Genomic DNA, 15,418 nt, shown 5'->3' on the forward strand with positions numbered 1-15,418 from the left:
AACCATCCTGACACGCCCCGCTCCGTCGGTGCTTGATCAACGACCGCCTCCAGACCCTAGGACCGGCGCGCCCGCCACCCTGTGCATTCGGCGAAACGGAACTGCTGGGGGCCGGCCACCTCGATGGTGCCCTTCAGTGGCACGTCCACGGCCGCCCTGGACACCGCTTCTGCGACGTCCCGGGCGGCACCCGGCCGGCCGAGCGCTCGAGCTGGACCGGCACGGGCGGGTCGATCGACCTGTCAGTGGCCGTGGCCGTGGCCGCCGCCGTGCTCGCCGCTGCCGTGGTCGTCCTGATCGATGATCGTCCACGGGCGCATCAGGTCATCATCTTCGTGTTCGAGAATGTGGCAGTGGTGGACGTACGTCGCAGGGAACTCGGTGCCGCTGCCCGGAATCGACGCGATGGTACCGGTCGGCGGACTGAATTCCTGAATGATGATCCTGGTCACCTGCTCCGGATAGACCTTGACCGTGTCCTTGGCGGACCGCGCTTCGTCCGGGTCCGGCGGAATCGGTGGGCCGGTCAGATAGTTCTCCAGCACCGGTCGGTCTTCAGGTTTGCGGCCACCGTAGATCCATCTGTCGTAATCCGCCTGGTAGGCGGCCGCGTCGATCGGCTGCCTGTTCAACACCTGGAAGTTGACGAGGTGGACATGCATCGGGTGGGCGTCGTGGTTGGGATTGATGTACTCCCAGATCTCGGTCGAGCCCGCCTTGATGAAGTCCTGGGACGGCTCCATGAACGGCACCGCGTTGAACGTCATGGTGCCGAAGAGCTGGTGCTGGTACACGACCCATTCCCGTCGGCGGGTGTGCGGTTTCGGCTCGATGGGAGCGACCGTCGGCAGCCTGAGTCTCTTGGGCGGCGTCGTCCTGTCCGCGCCTCCGGACAATGGTTTGGTGACCTGGAACTGCATGATTTCCGAGATTTCCGGTCCGTCACCGTCCGGGTAGTGGACCGGCGCATTGTAGTTCGTCAATGTGACGTTCGTACCCATGGGCATCTGGCTGAAGTCGACGATCAGATCGTACCGCTCGGCCGGCGAGATCAGGAAGTTCAGCATTTGCAAGGGAGCACGGAATCCGCCGTCGGTGCCGATCAGCCAGAACGGCAGTGTGGGCTGAGGCAGTACGTCCCTCGGGACGTCGAATCTCAGCCGCCAGAAACGCTCGTTCGAAGCGTTGAGAATGCGCAGCCGGTAGCGTCGCGGCTCGACGGCGAGGAAGGGGTACGCCTTCCCGTTGACGACCGGGGTGTCCTCGCCCTGCCTCTGGGTCATGGTGTAGGCGAGCGAGCCGTCCCGGTGGAAGGTCCGGTCCTGCAGGACGAGGGGAACCTCGAATTCGCCTCGCGGCAGCCCGAGCCGTTCGTCGGCGGGGTCACGAATGACGTAGAGACCGGCAAGACCCGCATAGACGTTCACGCTGGTCATCCCCATGGCGTGATCGTGATACCAGAGCAGGCACGACCGGTCGTGGTTGGTGTAGCCGTAGATCGCTTCGTTGGGTTTGACCCGGCTCGGGTCCAGGGTGAAGTAGGACTCTGCATGGAAGCCGTCCGGGCTGAACGACTGCAGCGGCATGCCGTCGGACTGTGGTGGTGTGAAACCGCCGTGCTGGTGTACGACGTTCCACACGTTGATATTCGGAGGGAAGGGCGGTTTGCTCTCGTAGGGAGGCGGAGCGATCGGGGTGAGCTGGGGGTCCCCGTTGCGAATGGCGTCGATCACGAACTGGAACAGGTGGGTGGTCGGCAGCTCGTTGCGGTACTTGACGACCGTAGGGTGGTCCTTGGTCACGCTGAGGGTCGGCCCCAGATAGCCCATGCCGATCGCCTTGCGAGGATCGTGCGGGTTCTCGGCCCAGTAACCCCACACGGTCGCCGGCCCGAGATCCCGGTGGAAACGCCACGAGCCCTGTCGCATCGTGATCTCGTAGTAGTCGGCGCCCGGATAGACGGAAGGATCCGGGACGGCTGTCATCGGCCTGGGCAGCGGGTCGACGTACTTCTTCAGCGGAGGGGTGTGCGGCACCGGTGTGTCCGCAGATTTTGTTCCGTGAGCCGACAACGCATACGCCTGTGTTCCCAGAGGACCCCGTGGAAACACGGCCGCACCGCCGAGGGCACCGGCCATGAGGAATTTCCTTCGCCCGACCATCGTCTCCATCCTCCCATCGCCTGACGCAGCGTCCAAGGGATACAGGGCTGGTTCGGAATGTCGCTGCATAACGCCGGTCCGGTCTGGAAAAGCCACTCATTGAGCCGATCTCAGCAGTAGTTCGGCACGCATCGGGACCGGAGCCGAAGCATGGGAAGCGGTCCAGAACGGGTGCCTCGGGTATTGGGGGACGGCGTTTCACGCGTACGCTGCGTGGCGCCAACTCCTCCTCAGCCTCGGCGGAGGCCGCTGGCGTGCGGGGGCCGATGTTGCCTTAGACGTCATCTCAATTGGTGGCTGATGGCGTAGATAGTTGCTGGCAGGCGTGCCGTGGGGACGGTTGAATGTCGTCGTGAGCGACCACTGGACACCCGCGCATCACGCGGTCGAGCAGGAGGATGCTGAGGCCTTGGCCCGGTTGCTGGCCGCTGGTTCCGATCCCGATGAGGTCTTCAGCAACATGACGCTGCTGACGCACGCGATCGATGTCGAGGGTGATGGCTCTCTGCAGAGCGGGCAGCCGTTGACTGTGCACACCACGGCCGTGCTGCTTGCCTTCGGGGCTGATCCGGAGCTCGCAGACCCAGACGGCCGCACCCCCATGGACATGGCCAATCACCACGGCCACGACCTGGCCGTGAAACTGCTGCAGGCCCACATCAGCAGACAAGCCGCCGATAACAGATGAGGGTGCAGGCGATGCTCGTGAAGGCGAGGAAGTGCTCGGCCTTACGCTCATAGCGGCGGTGGAGGCGGCGGCAGCCGGCGAGCCAGGACATGGTGCGCTCGATGGTCCAGCGGTGGCGGCCGAGTCGCTGCGAGGTCTCGATCCCCTTGCGGGCGATGCGGTGCTTGATGCCGCGCTCTCGTAACCATCGCCGCAGGTGAGGATAGTCGTAGCCCTTGTCTGCGTGGAGCTTGTCCGGCCTGCGTCGCCGCCGCCCGCGGCGGGAGCGGATCGGTGGTATGCCCTTCACCAGGGGAATCAGTGCCTGGCTGTCGTGCAGGTTCGCCCCGGAGATTCCGACGGACAGGGGCAGACCCGTCCGCTCGGTGATCAAATGGATCTTCGATCCGTACTTGCCCCGATCAACAGGATTCGGGCCTGTCAGGTCCCCCTTTTCAGGGCCCGCATGTTCACCGAGTCGATCGCGCAGCGGGACCAGTCCAACTCGCCGCGGGAGCCGAGCTCGTCGAGGACCAGGCGGTGGAGCTTGGCCCACACCCTGGCCTGCGTCCACTCGGCAAAACGGCGGTGAGCCGTCGCCCCCGACGGACCGAACGACGCAGCGGGCAACTGCTGCCACGTGCAGCCCGACGTGGCCACGAACACGATCGCGGCCAGCACTTCACGGTCGCCATGCCGGCGGCGGCCACCGCCCTGAGGCCGCGAAGGGGCGTCAGGCACCACCCGCTGGAACAACTCCCACAATTCGTCCGGCACCAGCCGCTCAACAATCCTCACCACGACCCACAGCCTACCGATGCCACCAATTGAGATGACGTCTTAATCGGCTCGTCCGGCACCGCGATTGCCTCGGGTGCATGTCCCGTGCCCGGGGGGCTGGTGAAGAACGCGAACAAGTCGGTGACACCGAGCATGTCCGGAGCAGCTCCGGACGGGGGTGACGCGGTACTTCCCCAAGCACCCCAACTGCCCTGCGGACCGCGGGAATCGCCGACCTGACGGTAGTGAATGTCCTAGGGTGGGGGCGGGCGGACAGCAACGAAAGCGGTGGCGGGGATCAGGGCCGGGCCCAGCCGGCTGCTCGGGCGACTCCACCACAGCAGGCAGCCACCGAACACTACTTCTGCGGAGAATGTGACCCGTGGGACCGGAACGCTTCCGCATCGCCGCCGTACTCGGCACTCGCCAGGGCAGCGGGTATCTCTTGACACCCCGCCTCGTCCTCACCGCCGGACACGTGGTGCAGAACCGCTACCTGGCGAAGGTCGCGACACTCGGCGGTGTCGGCGAGGTCGAATGCCGAGTGGTGTGGTCGCGGCACGACCGCGAGTGCGATGCCGCGCTGCTGCTGGCCAAGCGAGACCTGATCCCTGCCGAACTCGCCGAGCAACTGGAGCCGGTGCGCTGGGGCGTGCCCTCCGGACTCGCGCCGATGGAATCCTGCCAAGCCATCGGCTTCCCGCAGATGCAGCGCGACGGCGAGGACGGACTCGACACCGAGCAGGTCGTGGGCACGTTCAAGCCCGGTTCGCGCATGGTCCGCTCGCGGTACGTACTCGACAGCCCGTATACGCCGCCTCTCGCGCGGGCGGAAGGCTCCTCGCCGTGGGCGGGCATGTCCGGTGCGGCTCTGTTCGCGCAGGGAACGATCATCGGTGTGGTGGTGACCGACCCCGTCAACTGGCAGCACGGTCGCCTCGAAGCCGTACGAAGCCGTGTCCTCTTCGGGGACCCGGAGTTCGTGGAGCGGCTGGTGAAACACACCGGTCATCAGCCGACCGTGGACGAACTCACGGATCCCGAGCACAACCCGCACGCCGAGTTCGAGCGCCGGTACGCGGCGTACGTGGCCGAGTTCTACAACGAACTCAGGATCTTCGGGCTCGACTTCAGCCGTCAGGAACACGCGCAGTGGCCGCTGGACACGGCGTATCTGAGCCTGGAGCTGGCACCCCGCCACAGAGGAAGGTCCGGACCGGAGGACAGGGTCGGGGAGCCGGGCGGCCGGTTCCACGATCCGGTCGGCGGCGGCCGACAGCGCGTCGAAACGGCGTTCGCACGCAGGACCCGCATCCTCCTGCGCGGCCACGCCGGTTCCGGAAAGACGACCTTGGTGCAGTGGCTGGCCGTGACCGCGGCCCGGCGGGAGTTTCCCCTCGCGCTCGGGCACCTTCAGGGCTGCCTGCCGTTCGTTCTGCCCCTGCGCACCCTCACCCGGCGCGATGCGCTGCCGGAACCACAGGACTTCCTCTCCGCCGTCGGCAATCCGCTGCACTCCCTGCAGCCCGGAGGCTGGGCCGACCAGGTCCTCCAGTCGGGGCGCGGGCTCCTGCTCATCGACGGTGTGGACGAGATACAGGAAGGCGACCGGCAGCGGACCCGGGACTGGCTCAAACAGTTGATCACCCTCTACCCCGACTGCGTCTTCCTGGTGACGACCCGGCCCTCGGCAGTGGACGACGGCTGGCTCAGCAGCCAGCAGTTCACCGAGCTGAACCTGCTGCCGATGAACCGCCAGGACGTCACCGCCTTCATGCACCGCTGGCACCAGGCAGCCGCCCGGACCGTCGAGCGCTCGGATGAACGGGCCCAGCTGGCGGAGTACGAGCAGGTGCTGGCCGACTCCCTGCCCCGCAAGAACGACTTGGGCCGCCTTGCGACCAACCCCCTGATGTGCGCGATGATCTGCGCACTGCACCGTGACCGCAACTCCTACCTGCCGCAGAACCGGCTGGAGCTCTACGAGGCCGCGCTCAGCATGTTGCTGGTCCGGCGCGACGTGCAGCGAAGGGTCGCCACGCATCTGCAGATCAACGAAAGCGCACAGCTGTGGCTGCTGCAGCAGCTCGCCTACTGGATGATCCGCAACGGCCATGCCGAGGCCGACCGCTCCAACGTGCTGCGGGTCCTCGCCGATGGCCTGCGCTCGATGCCCCAGGTCGCCGCGCCCGAGCAGGCCGCGGACGTCCTGGACCACCTGCTGCTGCGCAGTGGGATCCTGCGCGCGCCATCCCCCGACACCGTCGAGTTCATCCACCGCACTTTCCAGGACTACCTCGGATCCAAGGCCGCTGTGGAGGGCCAGGACCTCAACCTTGTCGCCGCGCACGCCCACGAGCCGCAGTGGGAGGACGTGGTGCGGATGGCGGTCGGGCACGCCCGCGCGGACGAACGCGCGATACTGCTGCGCCGCCTGCTGGAACTCGGCGACATGGCCGCCTCGCCGCAGCGCGAGCGGCTGCACCTGCTTGCCGCAGCGTGCCTGGAGCACGCGACGGCTCTCGCCCCTGACGTTCGCGTCGAGGTCGAGAGGCGTGCGGCAGCTCTGGTCCCGCCCGAGAGCCCCGCCGACGCCGAGCTGCTCGCTCAGGCCGGAACGGTGGCACTGGACCTGCTGCCCTCGCCCGAGGGGCTCACGGCGGGGCAGGCCGGCGCGGTCGTCCGTACCGCCCGCCTGCTGGGCGGGGAGCACGCCTATCAGGTGCTGCACTCCTTCCGGGCACATCCGGACCAGAACGTCCGACAGGAACTCGCGGATGCCTGGGACGGCTTCGACGCCCGGGCATACGCAGAGGGCATCCTCGTCCACACACCGCTTGCAGGAGTACGCCTCACCGTAAGCAGTGCGGCGCAGCTGTCCGCGCTCTCCACGATGGCCTCGGTCCCCGTGCTCGCCTGCGTGGGCGACTTCCCGGCAGAGGCGCTCTCGCCGGTGCTCCGCCGAGCCCGTCCGGACGACTTCACCCTGGATGCCAACGACGTCCTGCGCGACCTGGAGTTCCTCGCGGTGGACCTGCCGGAGCTGTCCGCGTTGTGCCTCTCCGACTGCGGCGGCCTGACGGACTACTCGGCGCTGCGTCGCCTCCGTATGAACACCGTCATACTCCGGAACGTGCCCAGCGGCCCCGACCTGTCCCCTTTGCAGGACGTGGAGACGCTCCACGATGCGACTTTTCGCTGGGACCGGGGCGGCGCGGCACGCCGACTCACACTGACGGACGTCCCCTTTCCGGCAGGTCTCCGACGCCTCCGGATCCTCGGCAACCTGGTCGTCGCCGACCTCCATGCCATCCGTCGCTGGCCCCAGCTCACCTCGCTCGCCCTGTCCGGCACACCGGTGCCGGCAGAAGAGCTCGCCGCGCTCAGCCGGCTCCCCTCGCTGAAGGACGTGGACCTCACCATCGAAGACCTGTGCCCGTCCGACCTCTCCCAGGTGGTCCGTCTGCCCGGCGTCACCAGCGCGCAGGTGACCACCCATGCGACCGCAGACCGCTGCACCGCAGACCTCCTTGCCCGGATGCTTCCTTCGCTTCAGAAACTTCGTCTCCACGTACAGTTCACGCAGGCAGGCCGTAGGTCGGCGACCGTGGACCTCTCCGCGCTCGCCGGCATTGCCGACGTCTCGGTCACCCTGAGCTGGGCATCCTCAGGCGATCTGCGGGTCACCGGAGCCGAATGCCTGCCGCCTGGTTCGGTACGCCAGGTGCTGACGTACCACCCCACATCCGATGCGCCGAAGCCGCCGTCTCCCTGGTGGCGTCGCCTCAGCAGCCGGTGACGAGGACGGGACGGGTCGTCATGCCCTACCGTCGATCACCAGTCGACGACAGGAGGGTCAGTGCCGGACTTCCAGGACATCGAACTCGCCGCCGCGGTGAGGGCGATCAGGGACGGGTTGATGCAGGCGGCCACGGCCGGGGCCGGGGAAGCGGTGCGCTTCGACGTCGGCCCGATTCAGATGGAGTTCACGGTCGAGCTGCGTCGCGAGGCCGGGGCCAAGGGCGGCGTCAAGGCATGGGTGGTCAACGCGGACGCCGATACGAAGGCCTCACGGATCCGTACCCATCGAATCGCCTTCACGCTCACCCCCAAGGACGCCGCCGGGGGCAGCCTGGAGGTCGGCAACGACACCCACGGAGACACCAGCCGCTTCGACTCCGTGGAGTAACAGCCCTCCGACGTACGTGACCAGTTGGTCACTGCATGGCCTGAGGTGTCACTGTCCGGAGCGTGGCGCGGGCGCGTAGGGCTCGATCTCGCGCCAGGGCGGAGGTCCACCCAACTGACTCCCGAGAGGCTGCTGTGAGGCGTCGAGGGAGCGGCGGGCCGCGTTGACGAAGGAGACCTGCCTGGAGGCGAGGTCGGACATGATCTGTCGGAGCTCGTCGCGGTCCTTGGGGCCTCGGTCGGCAACCATGAGGGCGAGGCGTCCAACGGCCTCGGTCAAGTCGCCGGCGGCGTTGGCGACCTCCGGCGTGGCAACGAGGCTGAGCGACGTCAGTGCGGCGTTGAACGGTGCCCAGTCGGCTGTGTTGGAACGGTCGTCGAGGTACGCCTCCCGCAGCTCGATCTCGATCGCGGTGAACTCACGAAGGTAGGCGGCGTAGGCCGCAGCCTGGGTGTCTCGCAGCCATTGCTGATTCTGGTTGCGCCGGCCGACGACCCCGCCGATCAGGATGCCGGCGACGGTTGCGGCGGCGCCGATGCCAGTGGTCACAATGGCGTCCCAGGGAGCGGACACGTCTGGGCCTCCTTCGGCGCTGATGCTGCTCGCGATCGGGCCTGGCAGGCAATTCGATCACGGTGACAGCCGTGGTCGCCAGACCACTTGGCCCGGGACGCGCTCTTCACAGGCGTCACGGGGGACCGTCAGCAGCGCCCGCGAACCGGACCAGGTCCATCGTGATCAGCACCCGCCGCTTGCGGCGGAACTCCACCCAGGGGCCGAGCGGCACAGCCACGGCCGCGAACCCGCCGCAGCCCCCGGAGGAGCGCGGCGACCTCGGCCGGTGCGGCGTGCAGCACCCGGCAGCCACCGAACCGCCGCCCCAGCCGATGTCCGAGCGGATGCCCCAGCCGGTGCCCGCTCTTCATGCCCAGGCGCTCCTCGCCCCTCACCCGTACAACCGGTCCACGATCGGAACATCAAAGCGAGCACCACACCCGGGAATCGGACAACCGCAGGACCGTCCAGACACAACCAACGGTTGTGCCCATAGGGTGTCGACATGGATCTCGACACCGTCCGGACCTTCCTCGCCGCCGCCGACGCCGGGCAGTTCCAGGAGGCCGCCGCCGAGCTGGAGGTCACCCAGCAGGCTGTCTCCAAGCGCATCGCCGCGCTGGAGCGCAACCTCGGCGTGCGGCTGTTCACCCGTACCGCGCGCGGCGTCGAGCTCACCATCGACGGGCAGGCGTTCCTGCCCCACGCGCGCGAGCTGCTGCGCGTCGCCGAGCGCGCGGCCGCGTCCGTGCGCACCGGCCACCGTCCGCTGCGCGTCGACGTGATCGCCTCGCGGGTCGCGCCATCGGGTCTGCTGCGCGGATTTCACCGCGCCCACCCCGAGATCGACCTGGACGTGGTGATGCTGTTCGACATCGAGACGGCGGTCGCCGCCATCCGGTCGGGTGAGATCGACGCATCCTTCCGCGCCGTCGCCATGCCCGGGCGGCCCCTCCCCGAGGACATCGCGTCCGTCCGGGTTCTCGACGAGCCGCACCAGCTCCTCACCGGCCCCGCCCACGCACTGGCCCGTGCCCGGTCGGTGACCGTCGCCCAGCTCGCCGGGCACCGGATCTGGATGCCCGGCATCGTCCCCGGTACCGAGTGGGCCGCCTACTACGACGACCTCGTCGCGGAGTTCGGCCTCACCATCGAGGCGACCGGCCCCAACTTCGGCTCCGACGCACTCCTCGACACCATCGCCGACACCCCGGCCCTGGCCACCTTCACGACTGAGCATACGCGCCTCGTCTGGCCCGCCGGCCACGGCCTGCGCCGCATCCCGGTGACCGACCCGACGCCCGTCTACCCGCACTCGCTCCTCTGGCACCGCGACAACCCCCACCCGGCGCTGGCCGCCCTCCACGCCCACCTCGCCGCCACAGCCACCGGCCACGACGCCGCCGGGACCTGGGCGCCGAGCTGGGTGATTCCGCGCTGAACGCCGCCGCGTCCTCGATCGAGGTGGCCGGATCGACGGACGGTGACTCGAGGCGGGCGTAGCCATCGACGTGGCCGGCAACGGCTCGAACAAAGTACCGGCGCCTGCTCCGGCAACGAGGTATGGGGCGGCCCCCTGCTCCCGTGCCGGAGGAGCCGGACAGAGAGCAGGGGACCGCGGGTCGGGATGTGTCAGGCCTTGCCCTGCAGGCGCCAGATCTGGTTCTTCTTGGTGCTGAGTGTGCTCCCGGAGTCGCAGGTCCACTGGTGGATCAGGGCGCCGGGCGCGGTGGAGACGTCGGAGACGTCGACGCACTTGCCGCTGTGGACGGCGACGAGTTGGTAGTCCTGGCTGTTGCCGAGCGCGGTGACGGGGCTGAGGGTGAACATCTGGTTGGTCTGGCCGTTGCAGGTGTACTGGATGACGGGGGCGCCGTCGGCGGTGGAGGCGCCGGAGACGTCCAGGCACTTGCCGCTCAGTTCATCGACGATGGTGTACGTGTTGGTGCGGCCGACGACCGGCTTGAGGTCGAGCATCTGCTGGTAGCCGCCCTCGCAGTAGTACTGCTGGTACTGGGTGCTGTTGGCGAGGCTCAGGTTGGTGTCGTCCAGGCACTGGCCGCTGTTCTCGCTCACGGCGACCGTGGTGATGGTCGTGTTGGACGGCGGGAGCAGGGTGACGGTGTAGCCGTCCTTCGCGTTCGTCCACGGGATGCTGACGGAGGCGGCGTTGTCGGTGACCGTCAGGGTGCTGTCGGAGACGGTGGTCGGGCCGGTGACGGCGGCACCGTTGTTGTAGGGGATGCGCTGGACGACGGCGCGGACCTGGTTGTTGGCCACGACGGAAGTGGTGTTCAGGCCCGTGAGGTTGACGGTGACGGTGCCCGTGTTGCCGTTGCTGCCGAGCAGGATCTTGGCGTTGCCGGCGGTGTTGTCCTTGGTGGCGAGGCCGTCGGTGTTGGCGCCCGGGATGAGGTTGACGATGTTGCCGGTCTGCGAGCCGTAGTAGCGGTACATGAACCACTCGCCCAGCGGCAGGTACTGACCGGCGCTGTTCTTGGTGAGCAGGTTGGCCTCGTCGTCGTGCAGAGCGGTGCCGGAGGCCCAGTTGCCGCGCAGGCCGTCGGCGCCGGCGCGCTCGAGGCGGCCGATGAACCAGGCGCCGCCGCCCGGGTTCTGCATGGACAGTGTGGCGTACTCGTTGATCTGGTACGGACGGGTGTTGGTCAGGCCTGCGGCGGCGATGGTCGAGTTGGCGCGGCCGACGTCGGCGACCGGGTCACCGGGCTCGTCGTGCCAGCTGTAGATGTCGGGGGCGGCCTTGTTGGCCTTTACGTAGTTCAGGTAGGTGGTCCACCAGGTGTTGGAGGAGTTCGGCTTGCCGGCGATGCTGGGGCCGACGATGAGCCGGCCGGGGAAGTTGGCCCGCACGGCGGCGTAGAACCGGGACCACATCTGCAGGTACTGGTCCTGGGACCGGGCCCAGAATCCGCTGCCGTCCGGCTCGTTCCACAGATCCCACTCCACCGTCATGTTGTTGGCCTTGACGTCGGAGAAGAGCCGGCTGAGGAAGTTGTCGAACTGCGTCCAGTCGCCGTTGTCACCGGGGAAGCCCTGGCTGGTGGTGCCGTCGGCACCCCACAGGTCGTGCGGCAGGATGACGAACGTTCCACCGAGGGCGACGGTGCGCTTGTACTGGGCCAGGGTGGCGTTCCAGCGGGTCTGGTAGTCGGCGAGGCTGGTGGCGTAGCCGCCGCTGTTCAGCTGCGCGCCGCCGGCCCGCATGAAGTGCCACTTGATGTCCTTGAAGAAGTGGTCCTGCGGCAGCGACCCGTCCGGGGTCATCCCGTAGATCATGCCGGAGGCGTGGTAGGTGGGGGCGCCCCCGGCAGTGGAGAAGTCGACGGTGACACTGGTGTCGGCAGCCTGTGACGGAACGGCCGGCAGAACCGTTCCGGCCAGGGACGCCAGCAGTACGGCGACGGTGGAGATGGCCCGGCGGCGGGGGCTGCTGCCGGTCCGGGGTCTGGAAAACAGGCGCGGTGAGTACATGCGGCTCTCCCGGTGTGCGGGGTGAGGGGGTTGGGTGGGTGTGCGTGTTGAGGCGGCGATCAGTGGCTGCCGGCGCTGCCGGCCGTCGTCGGGGCGGCGCCGCACCGAACGTGCGCCTCGGCGAGCAGCAGGTGGCTGCTCGCGGTCCAGGTGGCGTGCCGAAGGAGCCGTGACAGGGGGATACGGGCAGACCGAATGCGACGGTGAGGGGTTCGGGTCCTCGGTCGGCGAAGGGGGAGGCTGCGAGTTCGGGTGCTCAGTTCCGCGAGGCGGCTACGGGGGTCCCGTGTCCCGGGTCAGGGACGCGGGCGGTGGCCGGAGTCCGGGCCTCGGCGGGGGGCGGAGCAGCGGCGGGCCCGGTGCTGGCCCGCAAGGAGATCGGGGGTGTGAGCAGGTGGTGCCGGGCGGGGGCGTCAGGGTGGTCGAGTCGTTCGACGAGCAGGTCGACGGCCAAGCGGCCCATTTCCGCTGCCGGTACGTCCGCCGCGGTGAGTTGCGGGGTGACCGTCTCCGCCCAGCGGCCGGCGGCGATTCCGGTGACGGAGAAGTCGCGCGGCACATGGCGGCCCGCCTGGGCGAGCCCCCGGTACAGGCCGCCCAGCGCGGCCTCGTTCAGCGTGACCAGGGCCGTGGTGGCCGGCTCCTCCTGGAGGATCTGCTCCAGGCATGCCTGGCCCGATGCGGCGTCGTCCCCGCAGCAGTAGGTCCGTACCGTCAGCCCGCGCTCGGCCGCGGCCTTGGTGAACCCGTCGAGGCCCCGGTGTGCCGACTCGTACCCCGCCCGCAGGAGCTGTTCGGGACGGTTGACGAAGGCGACCCGGCGGTGGCCGAGGTCCGCCAGGTGGTGGACGCACGCTTCCGCCAGCGCGGTGTGGTCCAGGCCCACCCACCAGCCGCCCTCCGGACGGGCGGTACGGCCGATCGCGACGGAGGGGAAGTCCAGGGCGGCCAGGTGATCGACCCGGTCGTCCTCGAGCCTGATCTCCATCAGGATCGCCCCGTCGACCCGCCGCTCCCCCAGCAGCCGCTGGAACGAGCGGTCACTGTCCACGCCGCTCGGGGACAACAGCACGTCGTAGTCGTACGCCGCCGCGGCCTCCACCACACTGCCGATGAAATCCAGCTGCATCCCCGTGTAATGGTTCCCGGCCGGCGGGAAGACCAGGCCGATCGTGCTGGTCCGGCCGTTCGCCAGAGCCCGCGCGCTGGCGTTGGGCCGGTACCCCAACTCGTCGATCACCTGCTGGATCCTGCGGCGGGTCTCGTCCGACACGGGACGCTTCCCGCTCAGCGCGTAGGACACGGTGCTCCGCGAGACACCGGCCCGCCGGGCGATCTCACCGATGTTCACGGCGACTCCTCTGCTGCGCTGCGAGCGAACCGGTTCGATTCTTGCCGAGGGGCGACAGCGTACCGGGGCTCTGAGGAACGGGTCGGGTAACGCGAGCGCCGTCCATCGAACCGGTTCGCTCAGCGATGAAGCTAGGAGGCGCCCCGTCGACTGTCAATGGTCCCGCGCGGTCTTTTGCGCAACAGTCAGGCGCTGCCCAGGAAGGGTGCGCAGCGGTCTTGACCGGGTCTCGCCCCGGCTCTACGGTCTCACCGTCATATCGAACCGGTTCCGCAACTCCGGTCTGCGCCTGGGCTCATGACGGACCGGGACGCGGCTTGGCCATGCGGGGTGTGCGCGCGGGCGCTGGAGCGTGCGACACCCGCTGAGGGTGAACACGTTCAACTGCCGGTCCTGATGGGCGGCAGCATCATCGTCGACAGCAACACCCAGAGACGATCCGCGAGTGGATGGGGGACTGGTGTCAGCTGCGTTTCCCGGTCGCCGGAGTGACACCGCGCGGGAGGGCCGCGCTTTTGAGATGTTCTCGCAGCCACTGCTCGGTGTGACTCACGTGCATCAGTGCGGCGGCCTGGCTCAGGGCGGCGTCACGGGTGCACAGGGCATCGAAGATCGCCTCGTGTTCCGCGAGGGTCCTCCCCCCGGCCTGGTCGTCGACCAGGCCGCGCCAGATCCGGGCGCGCAGCGTACGGCCAGAGATGCCCTCCAGCAGGGTGAGCAGCGTTTCGTTGCCCGTGGCCGAGACCACGGCGCGGTGGAACGCCGCGTCGTGCGCGTTGAGCTGTTCGACGTCGTCGCGCGCCCCTCGCATGGCGTCCAGGTGCTGCTTCACCTCTGCCAGCTGGTCGTCGGAGATCCGGGTGGCGGCGAGAGCGGTGGCAACCGGCTCGAGGAGCCGACGGACCTCCATCAGATCCAGCAACGCCGCCGAGTCGCTCTGCAACAGCTCCACCGCGCCGCCGAGGCCCTCGAGCAGCAGGCTCGGCTGGAGGCTGGTCACATAGGTGCCGTCGCCCCGCCGGACTTCGAGTACGCGGGCGACGGCGAGTGCTTTGACCGCCTCGCGGGCCAGGTTGCGGGACAGACCGAGCTGGGCCGCAAGCTCGGGCTCCGGCGGCAGCTTCGAGCCCGGTGGCAGCGCGCCGGTGCGGATGAGCTCACGGATCCGCTCAATGGCCTTGTCCGTCAGCGACATCGCGCGCCACCCCTTCCGTCTCCCCCGGAGTGTTCTCCGCGCTGTTCCGCGTGGGTACGTCCGGACTGATCAGACCCTGGGTGCGAAGGTCCTGCCAGAGAGCTTCCGGCACATGCCGACGGTGGAGTTCCACGTTGCGCCCGACTTGCTCCTGATTCCTCATCCCCAGGGTGACATTGATGATACTGGGATGGCTGAAGGGGAAAGCGATCGCGGCGGCGGGCAGGGTGGTGCCGTGACGTTCGCAGACCTCGGCGATGGCCAGGGCACGGGCGACGAGGTCCGGCGGGGCGACCTTGTAGTCGTACTTCATCCCCGGTGTCGGGCGGTCCTGGGAGAGCAGACCCGAGTTGAAGACGCCGACCGCGACGACGCTCTTGCCGTGCTGCTGTGCGGCGGGCAGTACGTCGTCCAGCGCGGACTGGTCGAGGAGGGTGTAGCGGCCGGCGAGCATCACCACGTCGGCGGCGGTCTCGTGCAGGAAGCGGGCGAGCATGGCCGACTGGTTCATGCCGGCGCCGATCGCGCCGATCACCCCCTGGTCGCGCAGGTCCGCGAGGGTGGGCATGGCCTCCTCGGCGGCCTGCCGCCAGTGGTCGTCGGGGTCGTGCACGTAGACGATGTCGAGCCGGTCCAGACCCGTACGCTCCAGGGTGGCGTCGATGGAGCGGAGCACGCCGTCCCGGCTGAAGTCCCATTGGCGGCGCAGGTCGTCGCGTACGACGAAGCCCTCGCTGTCGACGCCCCGCGGATGCTCGTTGGGCACGAGCAGCCGACCCACCTTGGAGGAGACGACGTACTGCTCGCGGGGCCGATCACGCAGGGCGGCCCCCAGGCGCTGCTCGGAGAGGCCGAGCCCGTAGTGGGGCGCGGTGTCGAAGTACCGGATGCCGCTGTCCCAGGCCGCCTCGATCGCCGCCGCCGCGTCCTGGGCCGGTGTGACCCGGTAGAGGTTGCCGATGACGGAGGCTCCGAAGCCCAGCTCGGTGACGTCGACGGTGGTGTTCGTGATCTTCCGGGTTCTCAA

The 15,418-nt window shown here is 68.6% G+C and carries 11 protein-coding genes; 4 read left to right on the top strand and 7 right to left on the bottom strand.

Annotated elements, in window-relative coordinates; all coding sequences use genetic code 11:
- Positions 1–242 precede the first annotated feature (242 nt).
- Positions 243–2,138 carry a multicopper oxidase family protein gene (locus N8I84_RS38830; protein ID WP_263234234.1) on the bottom strand — a complete coding sequence of 632 codons (1,896 nt, stop codon included), beginning with the start codon at positions 2,136–2,138 and terminating at the stop codon, positions 243–245.
- A gap of 376 nt (positions 2,139–2,514) precedes the next feature.
- Between N8I84_RS38830 and N8I84_RS38835 the strand changes: the two genes are divergently transcribed.
- Positions 2,515–2,850, top strand: a complete 336-nt coding sequence (locus N8I84_RS38835) for an ankyrin repeat domain-containing protein (protein WP_263228084.1) — start codon at positions 2,515–2,517, stop codon at positions 2,848–2,850.
- Here the strand turns inward: N8I84_RS38835 and N8I84_RS38840 are convergent.
- Positions 2,822–3,621 (bottom strand): IS5 family transposase gene (locus tag N8I84_RS38840; RefSeq protein ID WP_263234646.1). Its coding sequence is split into 2 segments (ribosomal slippage): positions 2,822–3,282 and positions 3,282–3,621, totalling 801 coding nucleotides; the frame shifts between segments, so codons are not numbered across the junction. The genes N8I84_RS38835 and N8I84_RS38840 overlap by 29 nt on opposite strands.
- A gap of 370 nt (positions 3,622–3,991) precedes the next feature.
- Here N8I84_RS38840 and N8I84_RS38845 point away from each other — a divergent pair.
- Both N8I84_RS38845 and N8I84_RS38850 read left to right on the top strand, forming a co-directional pair.
- Positions 3,992–7,408, top strand: a complete 3,417-nt coding sequence (locus N8I84_RS38845; protein ID WP_263234235.1) for a serine protease — start codon at positions 3,992–3,994, stop codon at positions 7,406–7,408.
- Between the two features lie 60 nt (positions 7,409–7,468).
- Positions 7,469–7,798: a trypco2 family protein gene (locus N8I84_RS38850; RefSeq protein ID WP_263234236.1), complete on the top strand. Its 330-nt coding sequence runs from the start codon at positions 7,469–7,471 to the stop codon at positions 7,796–7,798.
- A 48-nt stretch (positions 7,799–7,846) separates the two neighbouring features.
- Here N8I84_RS38850 and N8I84_RS38855 read toward each other — a convergent pair whose 3' ends face one another.
- On the bottom strand, positions 7,847–8,371 hold the full coding sequence (locus N8I84_RS38855; protein ID WP_263234237.1) for a hypothetical protein: 525 nt from the start codon (positions 8,369–8,371) through the stop codon (positions 7,847–7,849).
- A 487-nt stretch (positions 8,372–8,858) separates the two neighbouring features.
- Between N8I84_RS38855 and N8I84_RS38865 the strand changes: the two genes are divergently transcribed.
- Positions 8,859–9,794, top strand: a complete 936-nt coding sequence (locus N8I84_RS38865; RefSeq protein ID WP_263234238.1) for a LysR family transcriptional regulator — start codon at positions 8,859–8,861, stop codon at positions 9,792–9,794.
- A 191-nt stretch (positions 9,795–9,985) separates the two neighbouring features.
- On the opposite strand, the gene N8I84_RS38870 is transcribed toward N8I84_RS38865, so the two are convergent.
- The 4 genes from N8I84_RS38870 to N8I84_RS38885 form a co-directional block, all read right to left on the bottom strand.
- The gene (locus N8I84_RS38870; RefSeq protein ID WP_263234239.1) at positions 9,986–11,845 is read right to left on the bottom strand and encodes an RICIN domain-containing protein; all 1,860 of its coding nucleotides are present in this window, start codon (positions 11,843–11,845) and stop codon (positions 9,986–9,988) included.
- A gap of 256 nt (positions 11,846–12,101) precedes the next feature.
- Positions 12,102–13,196 carry a LacI family DNA-binding transcriptional regulator gene (locus tag N8I84_RS38875; protein WP_263234240.1) on the bottom strand — a complete coding sequence of 365 codons (1,095 nt, stop codon included), beginning with the start codon at positions 13,194–13,196 and terminating at the stop codon, positions 12,102–12,104.
- Between the two features lie 463 nt (positions 13,197–13,659).
- A complete protein-coding gene (locus tag N8I84_RS38880) occupies positions 13,660–14,391 on the bottom strand; it encodes a FadR/GntR family transcriptional regulator (RefSeq protein ID WP_263234241.1) in 732 nt (243 codons plus the stop codon).
- Positions 14,366–15,418: an aldo/keto reductase gene (locus N8I84_RS38885; protein ID WP_263234242.1), complete on the bottom strand. Its 1,053-nt coding sequence runs from the start codon at positions 15,416–15,418 to the stop codon at positions 14,366–14,368. Before N8I84_RS38885 ends, N8I84_RS38880 begins: the two co-directional genes overlap by 26 nt.

This window comes from Streptomyces cynarae, from assembly GCF_025642135.1.
Classification (GTDB): Bacteria; Actinomycetota; Actinomycetes; order Streptomycetales; family Streptomycetaceae; genus Streptomyces; species Streptomyces cynarae.

Excerpts from the sequence above, each read along its gene's own strand:
- N8I84_RS38830 (WP_263234234.1), bottom strand. The coding sequence starts at position 2,138 with ATGGCCGGTGCCCTCGGCGGTGCGGCCGTGTTTCCACGGGGTCCTCTG.
- N8I84_RS38865 (WP_263234238.1), top strand. The coding sequence starts at position 8,859 with ATGGATCTCGACACCGTCCGGACCTTCCTCGCCGCCGCCGACGCCGGG.
- N8I84_RS38870 (WP_263234239.1), bottom strand. The coding sequence starts at position 11,845 with ATGTACTCACCGCGCCTGTTTTCCAGACCCCGGACCGGCAGCAGCCCC.
- N8I84_RS38880 (WP_263234241.1), bottom strand. The coding sequence starts at position 14,391 with ATGTCGCTGACGGACAAGGCCATTGAGCGGATCCGTGAGCTCATCCGC.